26 protein-coding genes are annotated in these 26,563 nt (G+C 68.7%); 10 read left to right on the top strand and 16 right to left on the bottom strand.

What is annotated here, in order from left to right; genetic code table 11:
* Positions 1–51: 51 nt before the first annotated feature.
* Both nusA and rimP read right to left on the bottom strand, forming a co-directional pair.
* Positions 52–1,044, bottom strand: coding sequence for a transcription termination factor NusA (nusA, locus tag ACQPYH_RS16935; protein ID WP_134098372.1), 993 nt, complete (start codon positions 1,042–1,044; stop codon positions 52–54).
* 1 nt (position 1,045) lies between these two features.
* A complete protein-coding gene (rimP, locus tag ACQPYH_RS16930; RefSeq protein ID WP_432892379.1) occupies positions 1,046–1,567 on the bottom strand; it encodes a ribosome maturation factor RimP in 522 nt (173 codons plus the stop codon).
* A gap of 152 nt (positions 1,568–1,719) precedes the next feature.
* On the opposite strand from rimP, the gene ACQPYH_RS16925 reads away from it, so the two are divergent.
* Positions 1,720–2,268: a cell division protein FtsK gene (locus ACQPYH_RS16925; RefSeq protein WP_432892377.1), complete on the top strand. Its 549-nt coding sequence runs from the start codon at positions 1,720–1,722 to the stop codon at positions 2,266–2,268.
* Positions 2,265–2,678, top strand: a complete 414-nt coding sequence (locus tag ACQPYH_RS16920; RefSeq protein WP_432892376.1) for a ferritin-like domain-containing protein — start codon at positions 2,265–2,267, stop codon at positions 2,676–2,678. Before ACQPYH_RS16925 ends, ACQPYH_RS16920 begins: the two co-directional genes overlap by 4 nt.
* On the opposite strand, the gene ACQPYH_RS16915 is transcribed toward ACQPYH_RS16920, so the two are convergent.
* The 5 genes from ACQPYH_RS16915 to hisD form a co-directional block, all read right to left on the bottom strand.
* On the bottom strand, positions 2,675–4,066 hold the full coding sequence (locus ACQPYH_RS16915; RefSeq protein ID WP_432892374.1) for an alkaline phosphatase PhoX: 1,392 nt from the start codon (positions 4,064–4,066) through the stop codon (positions 2,675–2,677). The genes ACQPYH_RS16920 and ACQPYH_RS16915 overlap by 4 nt on opposite strands.
* A 92-nt stretch (positions 4,067–4,158) precedes the next feature.
* A complete protein-coding gene (gene hisH, locus ACQPYH_RS16910; RefSeq protein WP_432892373.1) occupies positions 4,159–4,800 on the bottom strand; it encodes an imidazole glycerol phosphate synthase subunit HisH in 642 nt (213 codons plus the stop codon).
* Complete coding sequence (gene hisB, locus ACQPYH_RS16905; protein WP_432892371.1) at positions 4,797–5,396, bottom strand: imidazoleglycerol-phosphate dehydratase HisB; 600 nt, start codon at positions 5,394–5,396, stop codon at positions 4,797–4,799. Before hisB ends, hisH begins: the two co-directional genes overlap by 4 nt.
* On the bottom strand, positions 5,393–6,511 hold the full coding sequence (locus ACQPYH_RS16900; RefSeq protein WP_432892369.1) for a histidinol-phosphate transaminase: 1,119 nt from the start codon (positions 6,509–6,511) through the stop codon (positions 5,393–5,395). The genes hisB and ACQPYH_RS16900 overlap by 4 nt, the downstream gene beginning before the upstream one ends.
* Positions 6,511–7,869 carry a histidinol dehydrogenase gene (gene hisD, locus ACQPYH_RS16895; protein WP_432892367.1) on the bottom strand — a complete coding sequence of 453 codons (1,359 nt, stop codon included), beginning with the start codon at positions 7,867–7,869 and terminating at the stop codon, positions 6,511–6,513. The genes ACQPYH_RS16900 and hisD overlap by 1 nt, the downstream gene beginning before the upstream one ends.
* A gap of 101 nt (positions 7,870–7,970) precedes the next feature.
* Between hisD and ACQPYH_RS16890 the strand changes: the two genes are divergently transcribed.
* Positions 7,971–8,642: an LON peptidase substrate-binding domain-containing protein gene (locus tag ACQPYH_RS16890; RefSeq protein WP_432892366.1), complete on the top strand. Its 672-nt coding sequence runs from the start codon at positions 7,971–7,973 to the stop codon at positions 8,640–8,642.
* A 1-nt stretch (position 8,643) separates the two neighbouring features.
* Here ACQPYH_RS16890 and ACQPYH_RS16885 read toward each other — a convergent pair whose 3' ends face one another.
* Complete coding sequence (locus tag ACQPYH_RS16885; protein WP_432892364.1) at positions 8,644–9,015, bottom strand: hypothetical protein; 372 nt, start codon at positions 9,013–9,015, stop codon at positions 8,644–8,646.
* A 95-nt stretch (positions 9,016–9,110) separates the two neighbouring features.
* On the opposite strand from ACQPYH_RS16885, the gene ACQPYH_RS16880 reads away from it, so the two are divergent.
* Genes ACQPYH_RS16880 through ACQPYH_RS16870 form a run of 3 tightly spaced genes read left to right on the top strand, consistent with a single transcriptional unit; the run spans position 9,111 to position 10,504 of the window.
* Positions 9,111–9,941 (top strand): SDR family NAD(P)-dependent oxidoreductase, encoded by an 831-nt coding sequence (locus ACQPYH_RS16880; RefSeq protein ID WP_432892363.1) that lies wholly within the window; start codon positions 9,111–9,113, stop codon positions 9,939–9,941.
* Positions 9,942–9,965: 24 nt separating this feature from the next.
* The gene (locus tag ACQPYH_RS16875; RefSeq protein ID WP_130446636.1) at positions 9,966–10,202 is read left to right on the top strand and encodes a ribbon-helix-helix domain-containing protein; all 237 of its coding nucleotides are present in this window, start codon (positions 9,966–9,968) and stop codon (positions 10,200–10,202) included.
* Complete coding sequence (locus tag ACQPYH_RS16870) at positions 10,202–10,504, top strand: type II toxin-antitoxin system PemK/MazF family toxin (protein ID WP_130446637.1); 303 nt, start codon at positions 10,202–10,204, stop codon at positions 10,502–10,504. Before ACQPYH_RS16875 ends, ACQPYH_RS16870 begins: the two co-directional genes overlap by 1 nt.
* A gap of 23 nt (positions 10,505–10,527) precedes the next feature.
* On the opposite strand, the gene ilvD is transcribed toward ACQPYH_RS16870, so the two are convergent.
* Complete coding sequence (gene ilvD / locus ACQPYH_RS16865) at positions 10,528–12,378, bottom strand: dihydroxy-acid dehydratase (protein WP_432892360.1); 1,851 nt, start codon at positions 12,376–12,378, stop codon at positions 10,528–10,530.
* A gap of 122 nt (positions 12,379–12,500) precedes the next feature.
* Between ilvD and ACQPYH_RS16860 the strand changes: the two genes are divergently transcribed.
* From ACQPYH_RS16860 to ACQPYH_RS16850, 3 genes are all read left to right on the top strand, one after another.
* Positions 12,501–13,319: a helix-turn-helix domain-containing protein gene (locus ACQPYH_RS16860; RefSeq protein WP_432892358.1), complete on the top strand. Its 819-nt coding sequence runs from the start codon at positions 12,501–12,503 to the stop codon at positions 13,317–13,319.
* Between the two features lie 59 nt (positions 13,320–13,378).
* Positions 13,379–15,211, top strand: a complete 1,833-nt coding sequence (gene recQ / locus ACQPYH_RS16855) for a DNA helicase RecQ (RefSeq protein ID WP_432892356.1) — start codon at positions 13,379–13,381, stop codon at positions 15,209–15,211.
* Between the two features lie 81 nt (positions 15,212–15,292).
* The gene (locus ACQPYH_RS16850) at positions 15,293–15,865 is read left to right on the top strand and encodes a dihydrofolate reductase family protein (RefSeq protein WP_432892354.1); all 573 of its coding nucleotides are present in this window, start codon (positions 15,293–15,295) and stop codon (positions 15,863–15,865) included.
* Here the strand turns inward: ACQPYH_RS16850 and ACQPYH_RS16845 are convergent.
* Together ACQPYH_RS16845 and ACQPYH_RS16840 are read right to left on the bottom strand one after the other, a co-directional pair.
* Positions 15,862–17,010: a serine hydrolase domain-containing protein gene (locus ACQPYH_RS16845; RefSeq protein WP_432892352.1), complete on the bottom strand. Its 1,149-nt coding sequence runs from the start codon at positions 17,008–17,010 to the stop codon at positions 15,862–15,864. The genes ACQPYH_RS16850 and ACQPYH_RS16845 overlap by 4 nt on opposite strands.
* 31 nt (positions 17,011–17,041) lie before the next feature.
* Entirely contained in the window at positions 17,042–17,911 is an 870-nt protein-coding gene (locus ACQPYH_RS16840; protein ID WP_432892350.1) for a LysR family transcriptional regulator, read from the bottom strand.
* A gap of 100 nt (positions 17,912–18,011) precedes the next feature.
* Between ACQPYH_RS16840 and ACQPYH_RS16835 the strand changes: the two genes are divergently transcribed.
* Entirely contained in the window at positions 18,012–18,713 is a 702-nt protein-coding gene (locus ACQPYH_RS16835) for an SDR family oxidoreductase (RefSeq protein WP_432892348.1), read from the top strand.
* Position 18,714: 1 nt separating this feature from the next.
* Here ACQPYH_RS16835 and ACQPYH_RS16830 read toward each other — a convergent pair whose 3' ends face one another.
* The 5 genes from ACQPYH_RS16830 to dnaE form a co-directional block, all read right to left on the bottom strand.
* Positions 18,715–19,086 carry a VOC family protein gene (locus tag ACQPYH_RS16830; protein WP_432892346.1) on the bottom strand — a complete coding sequence of 124 codons (372 nt, stop codon included), beginning with the start codon at positions 19,084–19,086 and terminating at the stop codon, positions 18,715–18,717.
* A 34-nt stretch (positions 19,087–19,120) separates the two neighbouring features.
* Positions 19,121–20,371, bottom strand: coding sequence for an amidohydrolase (locus tag ACQPYH_RS16825; protein ID WP_432892344.1), 1,251 nt, complete (start codon positions 20,369–20,371; stop codon positions 19,121–19,123).
* Between the two features lie 76 nt (positions 20,372–20,447).
* A complete protein-coding gene (locus ACQPYH_RS16820) occupies positions 20,448–22,301 on the bottom strand; it encodes a DUF3352 domain-containing protein (protein WP_432892342.1) in 1,854 nt (617 codons plus the stop codon).
* 48 nt (positions 22,302–22,349) lie between these two features.
* Complete coding sequence (locus tag ACQPYH_RS16815; RefSeq protein WP_432892340.1) at positions 22,350–22,976, bottom strand: hypothetical protein; 627 nt, start codon at positions 22,974–22,976, stop codon at positions 22,350–22,352.
* Between the two features lie 33 nt (positions 22,977–23,009).
* Positions 23,010–26,558: a DNA polymerase III subunit alpha gene (gene dnaE / locus ACQPYH_RS16810; RefSeq protein WP_432892338.1), complete on the bottom strand. Its 3,549-nt coding sequence runs from the start codon at positions 26,556–26,558 to the stop codon at positions 23,010–23,012.
* Positions 26,559–26,563: the final 5 nt, after the last annotated feature.

Genomic DNA, 26,563 nt, shown 5'->3' with positions numbered 1-26,563 from the left:
TGTCACTTATTCCTCAGGGTGTGGTTGCGACTCAGTCGACCGACCGAGAGATCAGTCTACCTTCTCCGGCTCAGGCGTCACATCGGTATCCGGCCGGATGTCGATCCGCCAGCCCGTCAGCCGGGCGGCGAGGCGGGCGTTCTGCCCCTCTTTGCCGATCGCCAGCGACAGCTGATAGTCGGGTACGACGACGCGGGCGGCACGCGCTGCCGCGTCGACCACCTCGACCGACGTAACCTGCGCCGGGGACAGCGCATTCCCGACGAACGTCGCCGGGTCGTCGCTGTGGTCGATGATGTCGATCTTCTCACCGTGCAGCTCGTGCATGATGTTGCGCACGCGCTGACCCATCGGCCCGATGCAGGCGCCCTTCCCGTTCACCGACGGGTTCAGCGTCCGGACGGCGATCTTGGTCCGGTGACCTGCCTCACGCGCGATCGCGGTGATCTCGACCGTTCCGTCGGCGATCTCCGGGACCTCGAGCGCGAACAGCTTCTTGACCAGGTTCGGGTGGGTCCGGCTGACCGTGATCTGCGGGCCCTTGAAGCCCTTGCGGACACCGACGACGTACACCCGCAGGCGGGAGCCGTGCTCGTACTTCTCCCCCGGAACCTGCTCGGGCGCCGGCAGCACGGCCTCGATCTTGCCGAGGTCGACCATCACCGAGCGCGGGTCGCGGCCCTGCTGGACGACACCGGAGACGATGTCGCCCTCCTTGCCGGAGAACTCGCCGTACCGGACCTCGTCCTCGGCGTCGCGCAGCCGCTGCAGGATGATCTGCTTGGCCGTGGTCGCCGCGATCCGGCCGAAGTCGGCCGGAGTGTCGTCGTACTCACGGGCCAGCGTGCCGTCCTCGGCCAGCTCCCGCGCGAACACGGTCACGTGCCCGGTCTTGCGGTCCAGCTCGACCCGGGCGTGCTGCTGGGCTCCCTCGGTCCGGTGGTACGCGACCAGCAGCGCCGCCTCGATCGCCTCGACGACGACCTCGAGGGCGATGTCCTTCTCGCGTTCGAGCGACCGCAGTACGGCCATGTCGATGTCCATGTCAGTTCTCCTCCACCGTGCCGTCGGCAGGTGTTTCTGGTTCGTCGTTGCCGGCAGCCCGGTTGAACTCGATCTGGATCTTGGCCTTGGCCACGTCGGCGTACGCGACGGTCCGCGCCTTGCCGTTCACATCCAGCTCGGCCGCCTCGTCGGAGGCGGACTTGATCCGGCCGGTCACCTTGCTGCCTGAGTGCAGCGTGACGGCAACCAGGCGCTTCACATTGCGGCGCCAGTGCCGGGGCAGGGTCAGCGGACGGTCGACGCCGGGGCTCGAGACCTCCAGCGTGTACGCGCCGTCGCCCATGATGTCGTCGGCGTCGAGCGCCTTGGAGATGGCCCGGGTAACGTCCGCGACGTCGTCGAGGCTGATCCCACCGTCGCGGTCGACGAGGACGCGCAGCAACCGGCGGCGGCCGGCCGGGGTGACGTCCGCCTCCTCCAGGTCGCAGCCGAACTGCTCGACGATCGGCCGCAGGAAGTTCTCGAGGCTCGTGGTGTCCGTGTGGTCTGGCTTTCGGCTCACAGGTTGACCTGCCTCTCTCTCCAGTTGTGCACCCGTTCCACCCGAGGCGTTCGCGCCAAGGGCAGTAGCCCACCATATCCGGCCGGTCCGATGATCGGGGTCACCGGCTCGTCCCAGGCAGGTGTCGGCGCGTCACCGGGTATCGTTCCGGCGTGCTCGAACGCCGCCTGACCCGACGCGCCGCCGTCGTGACCGCCGTCCTCGTCCCCGGCGCGGTCGCGCTGACCGGTTGCAAGGACGACGCTGCTGCCGGGGCCGGTACGCCGGGTGCCGTCAACGGCGGGCCGTCGTCCTCGAAGAGCCCGGCCGAGGAGACTCCGACCGCGGACCCGGCGGTCGTCGCGGCGCTCACTCTGGCGGCGACCCAGGTGACTCAATTGTCCCAGCTCTGCGCAAACGTGAGCCGCAAGTTCCCCGCGGTCCGGGCCCAGCTCGCGGCCGGGGCGAAGTACCACGCGAGTCACCTCGCGAAGCTGAAAGCGACCGAGGGCGTTGCGGCCAAGGCCGCGAAGGCCGTTGTCGTGCCGACCTCCTCCGTGGCCGCGCTGACGACGCTCGCCAAGCAGGAGGCGATCGCCGCGGCCACGAACGCAGCCGCTGCAGCCAAGCTGTCCGGCGCACCGGCCCGCCTGCTCGCCGAGATCGCCGCCGCCCAGACCCAGCTGAGCTCCACGCTGACCCCGAAGAAGGACAAGTCGTGAACCAGGTCGAAGCCCTGCAGGCTGCTCTCGCCGGTGAGCATGCGGCGCTGTACGGCGTGGGCGTGGCCGGCGGCAAGCTCAACGGCGCCCGGTTCCAGGAGGCGACCGACACGTTCGCGCGGCACCGCGACAACCGCGATCACCTGAGCGCGCTGCTCGTCGCCGACGGCGAGACCCCGGTCGCGGCCGAACCGGCGTACGACCTGCCGCAAGCGGTCACGAACGCCGCCACGGCCACCGCGCTGATCCTGTACATCGAGCGCCGGATCGCCGCGGTGTACGGCGACCTCGTCGAGGCCGCCGAACAACCCGCCGTCCGCGCGTGGGCCGTCGAAGCCCTGCTCAGCACCGCAACCAGCCAACTCACCTGGGGCGGCGCCCCGCTCGCCTTCCCCGGCGCAACGTCCTAGCGGCGGCGACGCCAGGGCCCGGTGATCGCATACGTGATCCCGGGGTTGTAGACGTTGAAGAACATCGTCCGGCCGTCGGCGGAGAAGCCGACCCCGGACAGTTCGCCGTACGACGGCTCCTCGGGCGTGCCGAGGTTGACCCGGTTGCGCGCGAATTTGAACACCTCGCCGTCCTCGGTGGTGCCGAGGATGTGCTGCTCGCCGAGACCGTCCTCGCACATCATCAGACCGCCGTACGGCGACATCGTGATGTTGTCCGGAGCATCGAACTCCGGGTCGTCCGAGCCGGGCTTCGGCCGGGTGAAGATCACCTCGAGGCGGAGCGTCCGTTGGCGCGGGTCGAGCCGCCAGACCTGACCGTCGTGGTCCACCTTCGGCCCGAGCTCGGTCCGCGCGAACGACGAGACGAAGTACACGCACCGGTCCAGGTCGCCCCACCAACAGCCCTCGAGCTTGTAGCCGCCGGTGATGGGCTTGGCGAAGTCCTGCGCGCGGACGGACTCGGTCGTCGCCAGCGGATCCGGGACCTTGACCCACTGCACGTCGTGGAACTCGGCGCCGGCCTCCTGGACCACGGACAGGTCCGGCAGACCGGGGATGTGCATCGCCTGCAGCTCACCACCGGCCCGGAGCGTCCCCCAGCCGCCGCGTGGCCGGTCGGGCAGGAAGCGGTAGAAGCCGCCGAGCGGCGCGACGAAGGCGTCCTCGGTCTCGTAGACGATGCCGGTGCGCGGATCGATCGCGACCGCCTCGTGCTGGAACCGGCCCATCGCGGTCAGGGCGACCGGGCCGACGTTGCGGCGATCGTCGTACGGATCGACCTCGAAGATGAAACCGTGGTCCTTGGTGTAGCCGCTCTCACCGGCCTTGAGTTCGGTCTCCTCGCAGGTCAGCCAGGTGCGCCAGGGCGTGTGTCCGCCGGAGCAGTTGATCGCCGTACCGCCGAGGCTGACGAGCTCCTTCGTCGTCGCGTTGTGCCGGTCCACCACCAGGGTGCTCGTGCCGCCGGCGGCGGCCGGGTCGTAGGTCCGCTCGGCCGGAGCGACCACCTTGATCGCCGAGGTCGGACTGCACTCGTGATTGCGGACCAGGCGGGATCCGCCGTCGCGGTCGGGGAAGACCCCCATGCCGTCGAACCGGCTCGGCGTCTTCAGCCCGTCGGACCGCACAGTGCCTTCACGGGACAAGATCCGGTAGCTGAACCCGCGCGGCAGGTCGAGCATGCCGTCCGGGTCCTCGACCAGCGGGCCGTAGCCGATCTTCGGGCCGGACGTGCCGAGCGCGGGCTGCGCGGTGTAGAGCGCGTCGGCCGAGCCGGCCACGCTGACCGCGACACCGACGGCTGCCGCTCGGCCGACGAACTGACGTCTGGACAGGGAGTTGGACATGGGGGCGGCCTCCTAGCTCGATGACAAGCAGTGGTGACCAGTGAACGTACGGTAAACAACAACCGAACGGCAAGTGAACGAGTGTCACTCGTTCACAGCGAGCGGACCCAGTTCTCCAGGAGCGTCGCGCCGGCGTCGCCGGACTTTTCCGGGTGGAACTGCGTGGCGCTCAGCGGGCCGTTCTCGACTGCCGCGACGAAGCGGTCTCCGCCGTACGTCGTCCATGTGACCAGCGGGGACACCGATTCGCGGGTGTCGACGAGCTGCCAGCGACGGACGCCGTACGAATGGACGAAGTAGAAACGGTCCTTCTCGATGCCGTCGAACAGCGTGCTTCCGGACGGCACGTCGACCGTGTTCCAGCCCATGTGCGGGACCGGCTGGGCTTCCTCGGGCTGCAGGCGCTCGACGGTGCCGGGCCATTGGTCGCAGCCGTCGGTCTCGACGCCGTGCTCGATACCGCGGCCGAACAGGATCTGCATGCCGACGCAGATGCCGAGCACGGGCCGACCGCCGGTCAGCCGGCGATCGACCACGACATCACCGCGGACCGCTGTCAGACCGGTCATGCAGGCCTCGAAGGCACCGACGCCGGGCACCAGCAGGCCGTCGGCGTTGCAGGCCTGATCGAAGTCCGAGGTCACCGTCACGTCGGCGCCGACGCGTTGCAGCGCCCGCTCCCCCGACCGGATGTTCCCCGAGCCGTAGTCGAGCAGGACGACCTTCTTGCTCACAGAGCACCCTTTGTCGACGGGATGCCGGGCTGCCGCGGGTCGAGCTCGGCGGCGGCCCGCAGCGCGCGAGCGAATGCCTTGAACTGCGCCTCGACGATGTGGTGCGGGTCGCGACCGGACAGCACCCGGATGTGGATGCAGATCGCGGCGTTGAACGCGAGCGTCTCGAACACGTGCTGGGTCAGCGAACCGGCGTAGTCGCCGCCGATGATCGCGTAGACCTGACCGTCGGGCTCGCCGGTGTGCACGCAGTACGGCCGGCCGGACAGGTCGACGGTGCAGTGCACGAGCGCTTCGTCGAGCGGGACGGTCGCGTCGCCGAAGCGCCGGATGCCGCGCTTGTCGCCCAACGCTTCCTTCAAAGCCTGGCCGATGCCGATCGCGGTGTCCTCGACCGTGTGGTGCGCGTCGATCTCCAGATCGCCGACAGTGTTCACGTGCAGGTCGAGCAGCGCGTGCTTGGCCAGCGCGTTGAGCATGTGGTCGTAGAACCCAACGCCTGTTGAGATCTCGGCTCGGCCCTCGCCGTCGAGGTTGAGCTCGACCAGAACCTTGGACTCGCTCGTCTCGCGGTCGATCCGCGCAGTGCGGGTCATGTCAGCCTTCCCGTTTCAGTCTTGAGGATGCGCTCCAGTGAAGCGCGGAACGCGGCCATCTCCTCGCCGGTGCCGATCGAGACCCGCAGCCAGCCGTCGGGTCCGGTCTCGCGGATCAGGACGCCGTCGTCGAGCAACGCCTGCCAGACCGCGTGCCGGTCGGCGAACGTGCCGAACAGCACGAAGTTCGCGTCGGAGTCGACCGCGCGCAGGCCCTGCGCCCGCAGCCAGTCGACGGTCTCGTCGCGCTCGACCCGGAGCTGCTCGACCCGGCCGAGCAGCTCGTCGGAGTGCCGCAACGCGGCCCGCGCGACCGCCTGCGTCACCGCGGACAGGTGGTACGGCAGCCGGACGATCCGGAGCGCGTCGACGAACTGGTTGCTCGCGGCAAGGTATCCGACCCGCCCGCCGGCCATCGCGAACGCCTTCGACATCGTCCGCGCGACGGCCAGATTCGGGTACGACGGCAGCAGCGACACCGCGCTCGGCGTCCCGGCGCGGCGGAACTCGGCGTACGCCTCGTCGACCACGAGCACCGAGCCCAGCGCGGCGGTCCGGGCCGCGATCGCCTCGACCACCTCGATCGGCAGCGCCGTCCCGGTCGGGTTGTTGGGTGAGGCAAGCAGCACGACCGACGGGTGGTGCCGGGAGATCGCGGCCAGCGCCTTGCTCGGGTCGAGGGTGAAGTCCTCGGCCCGGCGGCCGGCCACCCAGGCCGTGTTCGTGTCCCGCGCGTACTCCGGATACATCGAGTACGTCGGGGCGAACGACAGCGCCGTACGACCGGGGCCGCCGAAGGCCTGCAGGATGTGCAGCATGACCTCGTTGGACCCGTTCGCCGCCCAGATCTGCTCGGGGGCGAGCTGCGCGCCGGACTCACGGGCCAGGTACGCCGCGAGGTCCGCGCGCAGGTCCATGAACTCGCGGTCCGGGTAGCGGTTCATCCCGCGCGCCGCGACCGCTACGGCAGCCGCGATGTCCGCGACCGTCTCCTCGCTCGCCGGGTACGGGTTCTCGTTGACGTTGAGCAGGACGGGTACGTCGAGCTGCGGGGCGCCGTACGGCTCGAAGCTCTTCAGCTCGTCGCGGATCGGCAGCCCGTCGAAACGGCCCATCAGTGCTCTCCGGGGAATCGGGCGGAAACGGCGGCGCCGTGGGCCGGGAGGTCCTCGGCGTGGGCGAGCGCGAGCACGTGGCCGGCGACCTCGTGCAGCGCGTCGCGGGAGTAGTTGACGACGTGGACCGCCTTCAGGAAGCTGCGCACGGACAGACCGGACGAGTGGCAGGCACAACCGGCCGTCGGGAGGACGTGGTTGGACCCCGCGCAGTAGTCGCCGAGTGACACCGGCGACCAGCCGCCGACGAAGATCGCGCCGGCGTTGGTGATCAGCCCGGCCCGCTCCTCCGCGTCGACGGTCTGGATCTCGAGGTGCTCGGCGGCGTACGCATCGACGACCGCGGTGCCCTGGTCAAGGTCGTCGACCAGCACGACGGCCGACTGCTGACCGGTCAGGGCCTCGGTGACGCGCTCGTGGTGCTTGGTCTGCGCGACCTGTGTCGGCAGCTCGGCTTCGACGGCCGCGGCGAGAGACTCGCTCGGCGTGACGAGGACGCTGGCGGCCATCGGGTCGTGCTCGGCCTGGCTGATCAGGTCGGCGGCGACGTGCTTCGGGTCGGCCGTGTCGTCGGCGAGGATCGCGATCTCGGTCGGGCCGGCCTCGGAGTCGATGCCGACCTCACCCAGCAGGGCGCGCTTGGCCGCGACGACGTAGATGTTGCCCGGACCCGTGATGAGGTTGACCTTGCGGCAACCGTCGAACCCGTACGCGAACCCGGCGATCGCCTGGGCGCCGCCCATCGCGTACACCTCGTCGATCCCGAGTAGCGCGCAGACCGCCAGCACCGTCGGGTGCGGCAGGCCGCCGAACGCTGGACTGATACCTTCCCCACCCCACCGCCCCGGTCGCTGCGGTGGCGACGCAACAGCCAGCGACGGTACGCCGGCCACCTGCGCCGGGACGACGTTCATCACGACCGACGACGCGAGCGGCGCACGACCGCCCGGAACGTAGAGGCCCACCCGCTGGACCGGGACGAACCGCTGGGTCACCCGCCCGCCGGGTGCGGGCTCGGAAGCGATGTCGGCGGTGAGCTCGTCCTGGCTGACCTCGCGAACGCGGCGGATCGACTCCTCGAAGGCGCTGCGCACCACCGGGTCGAGCTCCTCGAGCGCGGTCTTCAGCGCCTCGGCCGGGACCCGGATGTCCTCGACGCGGACATGGTCGAACTTCTCGCCGAACTCCCTGATCGCCTCGAGGCCGCGATGGCGGACGTCCAGGCAGATGGGTCGGACGACGTCGAGAGCCTTCTCGACGTCGAACACGGCTCGGGGGACGAGGGCATTCACTTCGGCTTGGAGGTCGGTAACCTCTCCGGCCGCCACTCGGCCCCGCAGGTCGACGCGGCGAATCATGCCGTCAGTCTAGTGGTGACGGCCCGTGGGCTCCGCGCCGTATCCACAAGCCGGGCCGTCACCGCGCGTCATGCCCAAGTGGATGCCCTAGGCTCCGTTGTATGGACTCCCGCCTGCCGTTGCTCACTGTCGACACGGTGATCTTTCCCGGGCTGGTGCTCCCGATTCCGGTGACCGACGTCCAGGGCCGCGCGGTGGTTCGCGACCTGGTCGAGAACGGCGGCGAGCTGGTGTGCGGGGCACTCGCCGTCCGGGACGGGTACGAGCTGGGTGAGCGGGTGTTCCGGTCGCTGTACGGGACCGGATGTGCGGCGACGATCTCCGAGATCACGCTCGACGCGGACGACGACGGCCCGGTCGAGGTGACGCTGACCGGCAACCGGCGTTTCAAGGTCGCGGAGCTCGACGGCACCGGTGACTACCTGGTCGCGGACGTCGAGTGGCTGGACGACGACCTCGGCGACGACCCGCTCGGTACGGCGATGGTCGCGGTCAAGCGTTTCCGCAAGTACGCCGAAGCAGTCAGCGAGATCAGCCGGCCAGGCCTCCACATCGGCGAACTCCCCGACGACCCCAGCACCCTCTCCTACCTGATGTCCGCGGCCATGAAACTCATGACTCCCGACCGCCAGAAACTCCTCGAGGCCACCGACGTCACCACCCGCCTGGCCCAACTAGTAGGCCTCATCGACAACGAACTAGCCGCCATCACCGCCCTCCCCTCCCTCCCCGCCTTCGACCTCATCACCTGGTCCACCCTCTCCCCCAACTGATTCAGATGTTGGTCGGGTAGGCAGAGATCCGCGCCGCCTCGAACTGAATCACCGTGCCGACGAGCCCGCCCGGCGCCTGCCCGCGGGTCTCCAGGAGCACGGTGGCGCCGCCGATCGAGAGCGTCAGAACCCCGTCGTCGTCCACGGCGACGACCCGGCCGCACACGACTGCGTCTGGAGTGCGGTGCATCCCCGGCTCGGCGTCGACGACCTCGATCTCGCTCCAGTACAGCGCGTCGTCGATCTCCAACTCGACGTCGACGGCCTCGCCGAGCGTCGGCAGTTCGGCGCCCTTCCAGCCGACGACCGCCTCGCCGGCGGCGGAGGTGAACTGGATCTGGTAGCTGGAGTGCGCGACAGGCACGATGTGCACAGCCAGGATCCTACGGTGGGTTCGAGGCTCGTCGAAAAGACTGCGGTGGGGTGGGCTCGTCCGTACGCTGCGACCAGGATGGGGAGGAGTGGGCGATGTATGTGTTGATCACGGGTGGGACCAACGGGATCGGGTTGGCGGGGGCTCGGGGGTTGGTGGAGCGGGGGGCTCGGGTCGGGTTGGTGGCTCGGGATCGGGGGAAGGCGGAGCGGGTTGCGGGGGAACTGGGTGGCGCGGATGTGTTCGAGGCGGATCTGACGTCGCAAGCGTCGATTCGGGACATGGTGCGGGACGTCCGGGGGCGGGCGCCGGCGATCGACGTACTCGTGAACAACGCCGGCGCGATCTTCGGCAGTCACCAGGTGTCGTCCGACGGGGTCGAGCTGACGTGGGCGTTGAACGTCGTCGCGCCGTACCTGATCACCACTCTGCTCGTCGGTCACCTCTCCCCCTGGGCGCGAGTGATCGGGACCGCGTCCGACGAGCATGAGCGGGCGAAACAGATCGACTTCGACGACCTGAACGGCGAGCGGTACTTCTCCTCGTCCGCCAAGCTGACCGGCGGTTCGATGCGACGGTACGGCGAGACCAAGCTCGCGCTGATCCTGCTGAGCTCAGAGCTGGCGAAGCGGATCCCGATGATCCGCACCTACACGTTCGAGCCGGGCCTGGTCGCGACCGGGTTCAACCTGAACAACGGCCGGCTGATGAAGCTGATGATGGCGATGACCAAGCCGTTCGCCCGTACCCCGGAGCAGGGCGCCGAGACCCTCGTCTGGCTGGCCACCTCGCCCGACGTCGCCGACGAGACCGGCCTGTACTACTCCCGCGAACGTCGTACCGATCCCTCCGCCGCCGCCCAGGACACCGCGGCCGCCGAGCGACTGTGGGAGACCCTGGAGCGGCAGACCACCCTACCGAAATGAATCCCAGAGCGGTATGGTCGTGGTATGAGCAAACAGATCACGGTCAGGCTGCCCGACGACCTGGTCGACTTCATGGACGAGCTCGTCGCGACCGACAAGGCGACGAGCCGGGCGTCCGTGGTCGCGCGGGCGATGGAGCGTGAACGCCGCCGCGAGCTGGCCGCCCGCGACCTCGCCATCTTGAGCGAGCACGGTGGGTACGACGACCTGGACGGCCTCGCCACCGCGGCCTCCGGCACCGTCCTCAGCGATCTCGACTGATGCGCGCCCTCCACATCGCCCGGCTCGACAAACCGCGGCCGGTCGTGGTGCTGACCCGCGAGCTGATCCGCCCGCGGCTCACCAACGTCACCGTCGCGCCGATCACCAGCACGATCCGCGGCCTGTCCACCGAAGTACTGGTCGGCCCGGACAACGGCCTCGATCACCCGAGCGCGATCTCCTGCGACAACATCCAGACCATCCCCAAGGCGCAGCTCGGCCGTCTGATCGGCCACCTGCACCCCGACCAGGAGCCGCTCCTGGCCGAGGCGATCAACCTGGCGTTCGATCTGGAGCTCTGACCAGAGCCTCGTCGTACAGGGCGTCAGCCCAGCTTGGAGACGTCCCGGACGGCGCCGCGGTCGGCGCTGGTTGCCATCGCGGCGTACGCACGAAGGGCCGCGGAGACCTTGCGCTCGCGGGCCTTGGGCGCGTAGACGCCGTTCAGCGCGTCGCGGCGGGCGGTCAGCTCCGCCTCGTCGACCAGCAGCTCGATGGAGCGGTTCGGGATGTCGATGCGGATCCGGTCGCCGTCGTGGACCAGCGCGATCGTCCCGCCCGCTGCCGCCTCGGGTGAGGCGTGGCCGATCGAGAGCCCCGAGGTACCGCCGGAGAAGCGGCCGTCGGTGATCAGCGCGCAGACCTTGCCGAGACCGCGGCCCTTCAAGTACGAGGTCGGGTACAGCATCTCCTGCATGCCCGGGCCGCCCTTCGGGCCCTCGTACCGGATCACGACCACGTCGCCCGGCTGGATCTGCTTGGCCAGGATCTTCTCGACGGCCTGCTCCTGCGACTCGCACACCACCGCGGGACCCTCGAACGTCCAGATCGACTCGTCCACGCCGGCCGTCTTCACGACACAGCCGTCGACGGCCAGGTTGCCCTTCAGTACGGCGAGGCCGCCGTCCTTCGAGTACGCGTGCTCGAGGTCGCGGATGCACCCGCCGGCCGCGTCGGTGTCGAGGGTCTCCCACCGCACCGACTGCGAGAAGGCAGTTGCCGACCGCACGCACCCCGGCGCCGCGTGCCACAGCTCGACCGCCTCCGGCGACGGCGAACCGCCGCGCACGTCCCACGTCTTCAGCCAGTCGTCGATCGAGTCGCTGTGCACGGTGTGGATGTTCTCGTTCAGCAGGCCGGCGCGGTGCAGCTCACCGAGGATGGCCGGGATGCCACCGGCGCGGTGCACGTCCTCCATGTAGTACGTGCCGCCGGGGGCGACGTTCGGCGCGACCTTGGCCAGGCACGGGACGCGGCGCGAGACCGCGTTGATGTCGTCGAGGTCGAAGCCGACCTCGGCCTCCTGCGCGGCCGCGAGCAGGTGCAGGATCGTGTTGGTCGATCCGCCCATCGCGATGTCCAGCGCCATCGCGTTCCCGAAGGCTTCCTTGGTCGCGATGTTCCGCGGCAGCACGGTCGCGTCGTCGTTGTCGTAGTACCGCTTGGTGATCTGTACGACGGTCTCGCCGGCCTTCTCGTACAACGCGCGGCGGGCGGTGTGGGTCGCGAGCACGGAACCGTTGCCCGGCAGCGACAGCCCGATCGCCTCGGTCAGGCAGTTCATCGAGTTCGCGGTGAACATGCCCGAACACGAACCGCAGGTCGGGCAGGCGTTCTCCTCGATCCGCAGGATGTCGGCGTCGGAGACGTTCTCGTTGACGGCCTCGGACATCGCGTCGATCAGGTCGAGCTTGCGGACCGTGCCGTCGACCAGCGTGGCCCGGCCGGCCTCCATCGGACCGCCGGAGACGAACACGGTCGGGATGTTCAGCCGGAGCGCGGCGTTCAGCATGCCGGGCGTGATCTTGTCGCAGTTCGAGATGCAGACCAGCGCGTCCGCGCAGTGCGCCTCGACCATGTACTCGACCGAGTCGGCGATCAGGTCGCGGGACGGCAGGCTGTAGAGCATGCCGCCGTGGCCCATCGCGATCCCGTCGTCGACGGCGATCGTGTTGAACTCGCGGGCGATGCCGCCGGCCGCGTGGATGGCCTCGGAGACGATCCGGCCGACCGGTGCGAGGTGGGTGTGGCCGGGGACGAACTCGGTGAAGCTGTTCGCCACCGCGATGATCGGCTTGCCGAAGTCCTCGCGGGCTACCCCGGAGGCCTGCATGAGCGCGCGGGCGCCCGCCATGTTGCGGCCGTGGGTGACGGTACGGGACCTCAGAGCAGGCACGACGACATCTCCTCGCAGTAGAACGACGCTATTGATGTTGCCACGCCGGTCCGGATGGCGGTACGCGGGTCCCGGATTGTGGAGGGGCTGATTCTGTCCGAGGCTCGATCTAGCCTGTCTTCATGGCAGGGATGGAGCACCACACGAGGCCGGTGCACCCTGCCCTGCGGCCCTATGTCGGCGACCTCGTCGGCTACGCGTCGTACGGCTATCCGCCCGAGCTGCACCGCGGCCTGCCGTCACGCTTCATGACGATCGTCATCACGCTGGACGAGCCGCTCGGCGTCGCCTGGCCGGGTCTTCCGGTCGACAAGTACGACGCGCTCGCCGGCGGGCTGCACTCCACCGCGGTGCACATCGGCCAGACCGACAGCCGGGCCGGCCTGCAGGTCTCGCTCACTCCCCCGGCGGCTCGCGAGCTGCTCGGGCTGCCGCCGGGTCAGCTCGCGTCGATCGTGGTCGGTCTCGACGAAGTGTTCGGCCGATCCGCGCGTGAGCTGACCGAGCAGCTGCGCGAAGAGCCGAGCTGGGACAGACGATTCGACCTGATCGAGCGCTTGCTGCTCGAGCAACTCGGCCAACGCAACGCCGGCACGGCCCAGCCGGAGGTCGGCTGGGCCTGGCAGCGACTCTGCGCATCGCGCGGAGCGATCGGCATCCAGGAGCTCGCGACCGAGGTCGGTTGGAGCCGGCGGCATCTCACCGACCGCTTCACGCGGGAGCTCGGCCTGGCGCCGAAGGTCGCCGCTCGCGTACTGCGGTTCGAGCGCGTCACTGGACACCTCCGCCAACACCCGAGGACGCGGCTCGCCGATCTGTCCGCCGCAGCGGGGTACGCCGATCAGGCGCATCTGACCCGTGAGTTCCAGGCGATCGCGGGGTGCTCGCCGCGGCAGTGGATGACCGAGGAACTCCCGAATCTGCACGAGATTTCCAAGTAATCCACAGGCTGCGGCGATCGGGTCGGCATCTGTCGGTCGATCTCATTAGACTCGCCGAAGTGAGCGAGACAACCGCACTGCCTGATTCCGAAGCCCTGCAGACCCTGCGCCGGGTCTTTGGGTACGACGCCTTTCGCGGTCAGCAGGCCGAGATCATCGACACCGTGGTCGCGGGCGGCGACGCGCTGGTGCTGATGCCGACCGGTGGCGGGAAGTCGCTGTGCTACCAGATCCCCGCGCTGGTGCGGTCCGGCGTCGGGGTGGTGATCTCGCCGCTGATCGCATTGATGCAGGATCAGGTCGACGCGCTCACCGCTCTCGGCGTGCGCGCCGGATTCCTCAACTCCACGCAGGACTTCGACCAGCGGCGCGAGGTCGAGCAGGCGTTCCTCGCGGGCGAGCTCGACCTGCTGTATCTCGCGCCCGAGCGCTTGCGGGTCGACGCGACGGTGCGGCTGCTCGACCAGGGCAAGATCGCGTTGTTCGCGATCGACGAAGCGCACTGTGTTTCGCAGTGGGGACACGACTTCCGGCCCGACTACCTGATGCTGTCCGAGTTGCACGAGCGCTGGCCCGACGTCCCGCGGATCGCGTTGACCGCGACGGCGACCGAGGCCACGCACAAGGAGATCGCGACCCGGCTCAACCTGTCCGAGGCCAGGCATTTCGTCGCGAGCTTCGACCGGCCGAACATCCAGTACCGGATCGTTCCGAAGGACAGCCCGCAGCGGCAACTGCTCGACCTGCTGCGGACCGAGCACGCCGGCGACGCGGGCATCGTGTACTGCCTGTCCCGCAACAGTGTCGAGAAGACCGCGACTTTCCTGACCCAGAACGGGATCGAGGCCGTGCCGTACCACGCCGGCCTCGACAGCCGGACCCGCGCGGAGAACCAGTCGCGGTTCCTTCGTGAGGACGGGCTGGTCGTCGTTGCGACGATCGCGTTCGGGATGGGGATCGACAAGCCGGACGTCCGGTTCGTCGCGCATCTCGATCTGCCGAAGTCGGTCGAGGGCTACTACCAGGAGACCGGTCGCGCCGGGCGGGACGGACTACCGTCGACGGCCTGGCTCGCGTACGGCCTGCAGGATGTCGTGCAGCAGCGGAAGATGATCGACACGTCCGAGGGCGACCTCGCGCATCGACGGCGGCTCGGTTCGCACCTCGACGCGATGCTCGCGTTGTGCGAAACCGTGGAATGCCGGCGGTCGCAGTTGCTTGCGTACTTCGGACAGCACGGCGAGACCTGTGGGAACTGCGACACCTGTCTGACGCCGCCCGAGTCCTGGGACGGGACGATCGCGGCGCAGAAGCTGCTGTCGACGGTGTATCGGCTGCAGCACGAGCGCGGGCAGAAGTTCGGCGCCGGGCAACTGGTCGACATCCTGCTCGGCAAGGAGACCGACAAGGTCAAGCAGTTCCGGCATCAGGAGCTGACCGTGTTCGGGATCGGCACCGAGTTGAAGGACACCGAGTGGCGCGGGGTGGTCCGGCAGTTGCTGGCGCTGCGGTTGCTGGCCGTCGAGGGTGACTACGGCACGCTCGTGCTCACCGAGGAGAGTGGCGAGGTGCTCGGTCGGCGGCGTGAGGTGATGATGCGTCGCGAGCCGGAGCGGGTCCGATCGTCATCCAGGTCGTCCGGCGGGAAGAAGCCGGCAGTCGACCTGGCACCGGAGGCGGCGCCGGTCTTCGAGCGGTTGCGCGCCTGGCGGGGCGCGGTGGCGAAGGAGCAGGGCGTTCCGGCGTACGTGATCTTCCACGATGCGACGCTGCGGCAGATCGCGACCGACCTGCCGTCGTCGCTGGCCGAGTTGGGCCGGATCAGCGGCGTCGGAGAGAACAAGCTGGCGAAGTACGGGGACGGCGTCCTGGAGACACTGGCCGCGGACTGATGTCGAATCCGGGCGGTTCTCTTCGACGCGAAGGCAGAGAGGGTGCGGATCAGCCGCACCGTCGAGCTAAGGAGAACGCTCATGTCTTCAGCTGTGTTGTTGATGTCGATGTCCGCCGACGGCTACATCGCCGGCCCGAATGACGGCGTGGGGAACCCGGGCGGCGACGAGTTCATGCGGCTGCACCAGTGGTACCTGGACGAGGACGGCGACGTCGGCCGGCCCGCGGGCGAGGCCGCTGTGATCTGGGACGAGCTGCAGGAGACCGGCGCGGTCGTGGTCGGCCGTCGGACCGGCGAGCAGGTCGACTTCTACGGCGGCGACCACCACGGCGTACCGATCTTCGTGGTCACCAGCGACCCGGCCGCGACCTCGCCGTACGAGAAGGTCACGTTCGTGCGCGACGTCGAGACCGCGATCGCCCAGGCGAAGGAAGTTGCCGGTGACAAGGATGTCCTGGTGCACGGCGCGGTCACCGGCCAGAAGGCGTTGGCAGCCGGAGTACTCGACGAGCTGCAGATCGACCAGGTGCCGGTGCTCTTCGGCGGCGGCATGCGGCTGTTCGACGTACTGCCCGAGCGCATCGAGCTCGAGATCGCGCGCGTGATCGACACCCCGCAGGCAACCCACATCCGCTACCGCGTCCGCCGCTAACTCAGCAGCGGCTGCAGAGCTTTCGTCAGCTCACGCATCGCGCGGTCGACGGTCCTTCCGCCGTCGGCGAGGATCAGGGCGATAGAGAGCCTCTTCGCGGGAATCACGATCAGCAGGCTGGTGTGATCCGGCATGTCTCCACGGTGACCGTAGGCGTCACCGATCCCGAACTGCTGGGTGAACCGCATCGTCCCGAGCCCATACTCGCCGTCGCCGTTGGTCATCACACCGACCAGGTCCGGTGGGAGTACGCGGCCGCCGTACAGCTCGTAGCCCCAGCGGGCGACCGTCGGGGCATCGGCAGCCAGTCCGCCGTACGCTGCGTTGGCGCTCGCGGACGCGCGGCACGGGAGGTACCCGTCGGGCCGGCCACAGGAATCGTTGTCGTCGACAGCCACCGGCGGTTGCGGTTTCTCCCCGTCCTGGAACGCGGCGTGCCGCAGTCCGGCCGGAGTTGCCAGGTCGCGCCGCAGCACGGTGGCGAGCGGCTCGCCCCTGATCTCCTCGATCAGCATGCCCAGCAACGCGTAGCTGGGATTGCTGTAACTGAACGGGCTGTCCGGCGCGCCGATCTTCGTCGTGTAGAAGTCCAGCGACTCTGCGAGCGTCCAGTGCTTGCTCGGCGCTGCGGCGACCGCCTTGTCCAGGCTGCCGAAGTCGACCGGCTGGAAGTCCGGCACGCCCGACGTCATCGACAGGTGCTGCCGCACGGTCGCATCGTTGGCCGTGAACTTGTTGTTCACGTACCGCGAGAGCGGCAGGTCCAGGTTGAGCTTGCCCTCCTGCGCGATCAGCATCACCTCCGCCGCGACGAAGGTCTTGGTGATGCTGGCGACGGCCATGGCAGTGTCCGCGCGCAGCGGCGTACCGCGGATGTCTGTCCCGACCGCACCTGACCAAGCCCACTGATCCGTGACGACGGCCGCGGTGGCTCCTCGTGAACCGGATGGGCTGTCGGGGAACTCGACGATCGTCGCGAGAGCATCTTGCAGCGTCTTGGCCTTCGCCGGCTCGAGGGTCCGCGTTCCCGGGTCCGGAAAGATGTTTGCGGGCGCAGACGTGTCCGGCGCGGGTGTCGGTACGTCTCCCCCACCAGAGCACCCGACCAACGCCATCAACAGCAGGGCGGTTGCGCTCCACCTCACCGTTCGATGATGCCACCGAATCTTCCCGGCGCTAAGGCGTCCACGCCACCTTCGGCGCGATGGCGGCGAAGTCGTGGATGAGGCGGGAACGGCGCGATGAGACCCAGGCCAGGCAGACTGCGTTGAGCGCGAGGTCATCGACCGGGACCGCGACGACGTCGGAGCGTTGGTAGAAGGTGGCCACGGACAGCGGGATGATCGAGATGCCGCGGCCGGTGGCGACGTGTTCGAGTTTCTCCTCGACGCTGCGCATCACCGGGATCGGCTTCGCCGTACGGGTGCGGAGTTCACGTGCGATGTCGCGCCATTCCGGTACGGCGTCCGGGTCCTGCAGCAGGTGCTCGTCGGCGAGATCGGTGATGTCGATGACGGGCTTGCCGGCGAGGCGGTGATCGGACGGGAGCATCGCGACCCGCGGCTCCTCGAACAGTGGGCGTACGGTCAACCCGGCCTGATCGATCGGCAGCCGGACGATGCTCACGTCGACCCGCCCGTCCTGCAGTACGTCGACCTGGTCGTTCCACGTGGTCCGGATCAACTCGACCTCGATGTCGGGGTGGCTCGCGCCGAACGCCCGGACCGCTTCGGTCACGGTGAGGCCCGGCATGAAGCCGATCGTGAACGTCTTCGACCCCCGCGCCGCTTGGGCCACCCGACGACGGGTCGCATCCGCCGCAGACAGCAGCGGGCGCGCATCGTCGAGCAGTTGCCGCCCGGCCGGGGTCAGCTCGGTGGCGCGCTTCGTGCGCACGAACAGCTGAGCCCTGAGCTCGTCCTCGAGCGCCCGGATCTGCCGGGACAGCACCGGCTGCGCGATGTGCAGCCGCTCCGCCGCCCGGCCGAAATGCAGCTCTTCGGCGACGGCCACGAAGTACCGGAGCTTGCGGAGATCGAGATCCATAATACCTTCAGGGTATTACAGCGGCCGGAACAGGTCTTGGACGGCGGCCGCTCGACCACCGCATCGTGGAAGGGAATCCCCCACCACGAAAGGTCTTGTCATGTCCCTGCAGAACCAGCGCGTCGTCGTCCTCGGCGGTACGTCGGGTATCGGCCTCGCCACCGCCCGACTCGCCGCCGGCCACGGTGCGACCGTGATCGTTGCCTCTAGCAACCCTGAGTCGGTGAAGCGGGCGCTCGAATCCTTGCCGGACTCCGCGTCCGGTGAAGCCGTCGACCTCACCGACTCCGCCGCCGTGAAGGCTTTCTTCAACGGGATCGAGCCCTTCGACCACTTGGTGTTCACGGCCGGCGAAGCGTTGACCTTGCTCGAGATCGACTCGCTGGATCTCGACAAGGCCAGGCAGGCGTTCGAGTTGCGGTACTTCGCAGCGTTGGGCGCGGTCAGCGCTGCCGCAGCCAAGATCCGGCCGGGCGGCTCCGTCGTACTCACCACCGGGGCCGCGGGCGATCGCCCGGGACCGGGCTGGTCGGTCGCCGCAAGCATCTGCGGCGCCATCGATTCCGCCGTACGGGCGCTGGCACTCGAGCTCGCGCCGATCCGCGTCAACGCCGTCAAACCAGGCGTCGTCCGTACGCCGTTGTGGCGCGGCGGTCTCGACTACGACGAGACCGCGCGCCATCTGCCCGTCCAACGCGTCGGCGAACCCGAGGACATCGCGTCGGCGTACGTCTACCTGATGAATCAGCCGTACTCGACCGGCTCGATCGTCTCGGTCGACGGCGGCCACGTGCTCGTCTGAGTCAGACCCCGGAGATGTAGAGCCGGTTTCCGTCCTGGTCGCGGAGGCTGAACATCGGCGGGATGCCGGGCCACTCGAGGAGTTCGTCGGTGTCCACGCCGGCGTCGAGGAAGTGCTGGTGGGCGGCCTTCGCATCCGGGCTGCCCATCCGGATCCCGGTGTCGACGCCGGCCGGGTTGCCGTCCGACGCCGGTACGAGCGCGATGCTCCCCGCTGAGCCTGCCGGCGCGACGACGATCCAGCGGCCGCCGAACTGCGGGAGCGGGGCGTCCATCAGGACCTCGAAGCCCAGGGTCTCGGTGTAGAACGCGACCGCCCGGTCCTGGTCGGTCACCGGTACGCCGACGGTCCGGATCTCGCTGATGTGGCTCATGGTCATTCTCCTTGTCGTGAAGAGGTGCTTTCACTCAGGAGGTAGAACCCGATCCCGCCTTTTCGACATCACCCGAAGAATCGAGCCAGTGGCGTGCTGCGGTGACGAGTGCGTTGACGCCGATCTCGATCGTCGGGCTGGGGACCGGGTGGTAGTGCGGCGAGTGGTTGGACGGCAGGCCGGCCACAACCTGGACAATCTGCTCCATCGACTCGACGCCGGCGAACTCGGCCGGGTCGGCCCCACCGAGCAGCCAGTAGACGATCGGCGCGTCGGCGGACTCGGCGAGAATGCCGACGTCCTCGCTACCCGTGATCAGGCCCGGGTCAACCACCCGTCCGGCACCGACGACAGACTCCAGCACCCGCTGCGTCCGCTCGGTGGCGGCAGCATCGTTGATCACCGCAGGCACGGCCTCGAGCCGCTCGACAGTCGGCGGTCGCGGGGCCCCGGCAGCCTGCGCTTCGGCGGCGACGATGCGCTCGATCGCGCCGAGCACCCGGCCACGAACCTGCTCGGAGTAGCTGCGGACATTCACCAGCAACTCGGCCTTGTCCGGGATGATGTTGGCCTTCGTGCCGGCGTTGATGGCACCGACCGTCAGTACGGCGGTGTCGTTGCCGGCCACCTCGCGGGAGACCACGGTGTGCAGGCGGACGGTGGTCGTCGCGGCGAGCAGCACCGGATCGACCGTCGCCTCCGGGCGGGAGCCGTGACCGCCGACGCCGAACAGCGTGACCCGCAGCGTGTCGGCGGACGCGAACGACGGGCCGGGCCGCAACCCCAGCGTGCCCGCCGGGATCGGAGCCACATGCTGGCCGAGAACGATGTCAGGCTTCGGCACCTTCTCGTACAGGCCGTCGTCGACCATGTCCTGTGCGCCGGCGCCGAGCTCCTCGGCAGGCTGGAACACGACGACCAGCGTCCCGCGCCACCCGTCACGGTCGGCGGCAAGCTCGACCGCAGCGCCGAGGAGGCAGGTGACGTGCATGTCATGGCCGCAGGCGTGCATGACGCCGTCGACCGTGCTGGCGTACGGGAGACCAGTCTCTTCGGCGACCGGCAAGGCGTCCATGTCGGCCCGCAGCAACACCGTCGGCCCGTCGCCCTGCCTCAGCACCCCGGCGACACCGGCTCCGCCGATACCCTCGTGTACGTCGAAGCCCTGCTCACGCAACCAGCCCGCGGCGATCCCCGCCGTACGGTGCTCGTCGCCGGACAGCTCCGGGTGAGCGTGCAGATCCTCGTAGGTCGACCGCAACCGTGCTACCAGGTCCCCGTCCATATCCGCACTGTAGACGATCACGAAGAAGCCCCGGGCCGTCCACATGCGGACGACCCGGGGCTTTTTCAGGCAGTGGCTACTTCGCGACGACCCGCAGGCTGAACTCGGCCTGACCGTCGCCGGTCGAGCGGGTGACGATGCCGGCCGAGCGGAGCGCGGCCAGGTCCTTGTCGTCCGCGAACCGCTCGCTGATCGAGCCGATCGACGCGAAGTCGACGTACCCGATCATCAGGGCGCCCTTGGTGTCCGGCAGCGCCTGCTTGAAGTTGTCCGTCCCGCCGAGGTTGCCGCCCTGCAGCACCTGGTCGGCGTACTCCTTGCTGGTCGAGACCACCAGCGTGTCGTCGTCCTTCGCGGTCTCGATCGGGATGTTGGCCGACGAACGCTGCCGCAGCAGCGACGTCAGCTTCTGCACCACCGGCTCGGCCTTCGCCGGGTCGGTCTCCATCCGGGCCGCGATCTTCGGCCCGTTCGCGGTGTCCTTGTCCATCGCGACCGCGAGGTTCTTACCGGCCAGGGCCTTCAGGTCGTCCGGCAGGTTCAGGCCGGTCTCCTCGGCGATCCGGTCGAGCATCGGCTTGAGGTTCTCGCCGCCCGCCTTCTGCACCTGCTGCCACGCGGTGTCGATCAGGTTGTCGCCACCGGAGATCGCGATCGCGCCGGCCGTGCTGTCCGGCAGCTTCGAGATCAGGTCGGCGGCGTCGGCGCCCGAGTTCACCTTGATGGACTTGTCGCCCTGGCCGATCCCCTTCAGCTCGACGTACGACGCGTCGAACCGCAGCGCGACCGCCGTCGTGGCGTCGCCGAGGCCGGCGATCTGACCGGAGTCGACCTTGCCGGTGATCGAGGCGATCCCCTTCACGTCCGCCCAGCCCGACAGGAAGCCCTGCTCGCCGAGCTTGTCCATGTCCGCGCTGAACTTGGCATTCTTGGTCAGCGGGTTGCTCTTGGCGGTCGCGACAGCCGAGTCGACAGTCGCCTGGTCGTCCGAGAGCAGCATGTACCCGTCGCTGAACGCGCGACCGGGCTTCTTGTCCTCGTTCGCCAGCAGCTTGTCCATGCCCTTGTTCGCCGCGTCCTGGTTCTTCACCTGGACCGCGACCACGACGGTCGGCTCACGCTTGCCGTCGGCCGGCGGAAGCGCGGCGACACCGGCCCGGTCACCGAGCCACGGCTTGATGTCCTTGTCGTAGTCGACGTCGGCGAGGTCGTCGCCGGAGGACTTCTTGATCTGCTCGAACAGCTTCTGCCGCAGATCGTCCGTGTCGCCGGTCAGGCCGAGCTTGTCCTTCACCGACGGGAACTTCATCATGAACCGGATCGCCGCGACCTTCTGGCCCGCGGACGGGTTCAGGTCGACCCGGGCGTAGGCAACCGCGGTGCCCGGCAGGACGTCAGCCGGCTGCTTACCGCCGGCGAGCTTGCCGTAGGCAAAGATTCCGCCGCCGGCCACGACCAGGACCATCGCAAGGGCGGCGATGATCGGGATCACCTTGCCGCGCTTCTTCTTCGGCTCCGGCTGCCACTGCGGCTGCCCGGCATACCCCGGGCCCTGCGGCGGCTGACCGCCGACATGCATCTGCTCGTAGGACGCCTGTCCCGGCTGACCGTACTGCGGTCCGCCCTGGCCGTACTGCTGGCCCTGCTGCGGTCCGCCGTACTGCTGGCCCTGCTGCTGCCCCTGCTGGGGACCGCCGTGCTGCGGCTGGCCCAGCTGCGGGTGCTGCTGGTAACCGGGCTGCTGCTGGTACCCCGGCGCCTGCTGCGGACCCGGCCGCTGACCCTGCTGCGGCTGTCCCTGCGGCCCCCGCGGTGGCTGCCCCTGCTGCGGCCAGGGGTTCTGGCCGGGCTGCTGGCCGGGCGGCGGACCGTACTGCGGACCGCCGGCGCCTGGGTACTGCGGGTTGGGGGGTTGGTTCTGGTCGGACATAAGCTCCCTCGCTGGCTCCGGTGGCCTCACCCGCCGGACCTGCAAAGGCTAGTGGACCGGTGGCGCAGGGTCTGACGCAGGAGGTTGCGAAGTGGTTGCAACCGGAGTAACAGGGTCCGCGCGCCAGGTCGCGGCCGCGATGACGGCGCACGCGAGCGCCGCGCCGACCAGCCAGGCGGCCGCCGGTGTCCAGGTATGCAACTCGAGCGGGGCCGCCACCAGATCACCCGGCCGGGCAGCCTGCAGCCGCGGCTCGATCGCGTCGTGCCCGAGCAGCATGCCGACGCCCCAGCAGATGCCGGAACCCAAGCAGGCGCCGAGGGCAACAATCGCCACCGACCACGGACCGTAGTTCCGCAGCCACCAGAACAGCGCACCCCCGAGCACCAGCGCGGTCAGGAACCCGATCGCGGTGAACGTCCCGTCCGGCCCGAAGATCCGGGTCATCTGCTCCTCGCCCAGCGCACCACCCTGCTCGTCCACGGTGTACTGCGCGAGCGGCGAGAACTCCTGCCACGCCCAGCCGGCCACGACGCCGGCCACAAGGAACACCGCAACCGTCACCAGCACGGCCTTCGCCCACGGCAGCGGGCGATCCTCCACCGGCGGTGCACCGAACGGATTGCTCGACGGCGGCGCCATGTACGGCGAAGGCTGAGACGACTCTTGACTCACGTCGACAGTGTGCCGCATCCGTTCCAGCGCCGATCAGCTGGCCAGGCAGGACGGGCCGAGGAGCGCCTTCAGGTCAGCCATCAGCGAAGCCGTCGGCGTCACCCGGTACTGATCCGCGATCCGCCAGATCTCGGTCTTCTGCCGCGCCTGCAGCTTGAGCTGCACCTCGGTCATCCCCGGATGTGACTTCAGCACGTCCCGCAGTTGCGTGACGACCGGCGGCGTACACCGGTTGGCTGCCATCGTGATCACGACCGGTCCGGTCGGGCCTTCGGTGAGGTCGGGAACGACTACCTCGTCACCGCTCAGCTCGAGCCGGTCCTCGCGGCGGCGTACCCGGCCCTTCATCAGGATGATCGCGTCGTTGGTGAGCAGGTGCGCGTGCAGCTGGTACGCCGAGGAGAACATCATCACCTCGATCGAACCTTCGAGGTCCTCGATGGTGACGATCGCGTAGATGTCGCCGCGCTTGTTCACCTTCCGCTGGACACCGGTCACCAGCCCGCCGATCGTGACCCGGCTGCCGTCCTGACGATCCTCGTCGGCGAGCAGCTGACCGATCGTGCAATCGGACCCGTTGGTGAGCACGTGCTCGACACCGAACAGCGGGTGGTCGGACACGTACAGCCCCAGCATGTCGCGCTCGTGCGCCAGCTTGGTCGCCTTGTCCCACTCCTCGATCTCGGGGACGGTGACGGTGAGGCGGCTGTTGCCCTCGCCCTCGTCGGCCTCGTCGTCCCCCATCGAGAACAGGTCGAACTGGCCGTGTGCCTCGTTGCGCTTGAGGTCGATGGCTTCGTCGACGGCCTGTTCGTGCACCGCGACCACGGCCCGGCGCGCGTGGTTCATCGAGTCGAACGAACCGGCCTTGGCCAGCGACTCGATCACGCGCTTGTTGCAGACCGGCAGCGACACCTTGTCGATGAAGTCGACGAAGTCGGTGAACCGCCCCTTCTCCTCGCGGGCCACGACGATCTCGGCGACCACGTTCACGCCGACGTTGCGGATCGCGGACAGGCCGAAGCGGATGTCGGTGCCGACCGGGGTGAAGTTCGAGTCGGACTCGTTGACATCCGGCGGCAGCACCTTGATGCCCATCCGGCGGCACTCGTTCAGGTAGATGGCCATCTTGTCCTTGTCGTCCTTCACGGACGTCAGAACAGCGGCCATGTACTCCGCCGGGTAGTTCGCCTTCATGTAGGCGGTCCAGTACGAGACCAGGCCGTACGCCGCGGAGTGCGCCTTGTTGAACGCGTAGTCGGAGAACGGCAGCAGGACGTCCCAGAGCGCCTTGATCGACGCCTCGGAGTACCCGTTCGCCTTCATGCCCTCGGAGAAGCCGACGTACTCGGCGTCGAGGACCTCACGCTTCTTCTTGCCCATCGCGCGGCGGAGCAGGTCCGCCTTGCCGAGCGAGTAGCCGGCCAGGCGCTGGGCGATCTCCATCACCTGCTCCTGGTACACGATCAGGCCGTAGGTGACACCCAGCACCGGCTCGAGCGGCACGGCGAGCTCGGGGTGCGGGTAACTGATCTCCTGCGCGCCGTTCTTGCGCAGCGCGTAGTTGGTGTGGCTGTTCGCGCCCATCGGGCCCGGCCGGTACAGCGCGGTACTCGCCGAGATGTCCTCGAAGTTGTCCGGCTTCATCAGCCGCAGCAGGGCCCGCATCGGCCCGCCGTCGAACTGGAAGACGCCGAGCGTGTCACCCCGGGCGAGCAGGTCGTACGTCGGTTTGTCGTCGAGGTCCTTGCTCAGCTTGTCGAGGTCGACCGTGATGCCGTGCGCGGCCTCGATGTTCTTGACCGCGTCGTCCATGATCGTCAGGTTGCGCAGGCCGAGGAAGTCCATCTTGACCAGGCCGAGCGTCTCGCAGCTCGGGTAGTCGAACTGAGTGATGACCTGACCGTCCTGGTCGCGGCGCATGATCGGGATCAGCTCGATCAGCGGCTCGCTGGACATGATCACGCCGGCCGCGTGCACACCCCACTGGCGCTTCAGGTTCTCCAGGCCGCGGGCGGTGTCGACGATCTTGCGGACGTCCTGGTCGCCCTCGTACAGCGTGCGGAACTCGCCGGCCTCGGAGTACCGCTTGTGCTGCGGGTCGAAGATGCCGGACAGCGGCACGTCCTTGCCCATCACCGCCGGCGGCATCGCCTTGGTGATCCGGTCGCCCATCGCGAACGGATAGTCCAGCACCCGGCCGGCGTCCTTGATCGCCTGCTTGGCCTTGATGGTTCCGTAGGTGACGATCATCGCGACCCGGTCGTCGCCGTACTTCTCGGTGACGTAGCGGATCACCTCGGGGCGGCGACGGTCGTCGAAGTCGATGTCGAAGTCGGGCATCGACATACGTTCCGGGTTCAGGAACCGCTCGAAGAACAGACCGTGCAGCAGCGGGTCCAGGTCGGTGATCTTCATCGCGTACGCGCACATCGAGCCGGCGCCGGAACCACGGCCGGGGCCGACCCGGATGCCGTTCGCCTTGGCCCAGTTGATGAAGTCTGCGACGACGAGGAAGTAGCCGGCGTACCCCTTCGAGACGATGACCTCGAGCTCGTAGTCGGTGCGCTTACGGACGTCGTCCGGGATGCCCTCGGGATAGCGGTGGTGCAGACCGGTCTCGACCTCGGCGACGAACCAGGACTCCTCGTTGTGACCCTCCGGGCAGGGGAAGCGCGGCATGAACCGGCCCTCGCCCTCGGTGAAGCCGACCTCGCACTGCTCGGCGATCAGCAGCGTGTTGTCACAGGCCTCGGGGAAGTCCTTCCAGACCTCGCGCATCTCGGCCGCGGTCTTGACGTAGAACTCGTTCGCGTCGAACTTGAACCGGTTCGGGTCGGACAGCGTCGAGCCGGACTGGACGCACAGCAGCGCGGCGTGGGCGGTCGAGTCCTCGGGCTTGGTGTAGTGCAGGTCGTTGGTCGCGACGAGCGGCAGGCCGAGCTCCTTGGCCAGCTTCAGCAGGTCGCCCTGGATGTTCCGCTCGATGCCGAGGCCGTGGTCCATCAGCTCGCAGTAGTAGTTCTCCCTGCCGAAGATGTCGCGGAACTCGGCGGCCGCCTCGATGGCCTCCTTGTACTGCCCGAGCCGCAGCCGGGTCTGCACCTCGCCGGACGGGCAGCCGGTGGTCGCGATCAGTCCCTGGCCGTAGGTGTTCAGCAGGTCGCGGTCCATCCGGGGCTTGAAGTAGTAGCCCTCGAGGCTGGCCAGCGAGCTCATCTTGAACAGGTTGTGCATGCCGGAGGTGTTCTTCGCCAGCAGCGTCATGTGCGTGTACGCACCCGAGCCGGAGACGTCGTCACGGCCCGAGTTCGCGTCGCCCCACTTGACCCGCTTCCGCTCCGAGCGGTGGGTGTGCGGCGTCAGGTACGCCTCGACGCCGATAATCGGCTTGACGTCGTACTTCTTCGCGGTCTTCCAGAACTCGTACGCCCCGAACACGTAGCCGTGGTCGGTCGTCGCGATCGCCGGCTGCCCCATCTCCTGGGCGGTTTTGAACAACTCGTCGATCCGCGCGGCGCCGTCCAGCATCGAGTACTCGGTGTGCACATGAAGATGCACAAAACTGTCGCTGGACCCCATATCGG

It is taken from the genome of Kribbella sp. CA-245084 (assembly GCF_050942355.1).
Classification (GTDB): Bacteria; Actinomycetota; Actinomycetes; order Propionibacteriales; family Kribbellaceae; genus Kribbella.
Note: the sequence above shows the minus strand (reverse complement) of the source record. Positions and strands in the feature narration are given on the sequence as shown.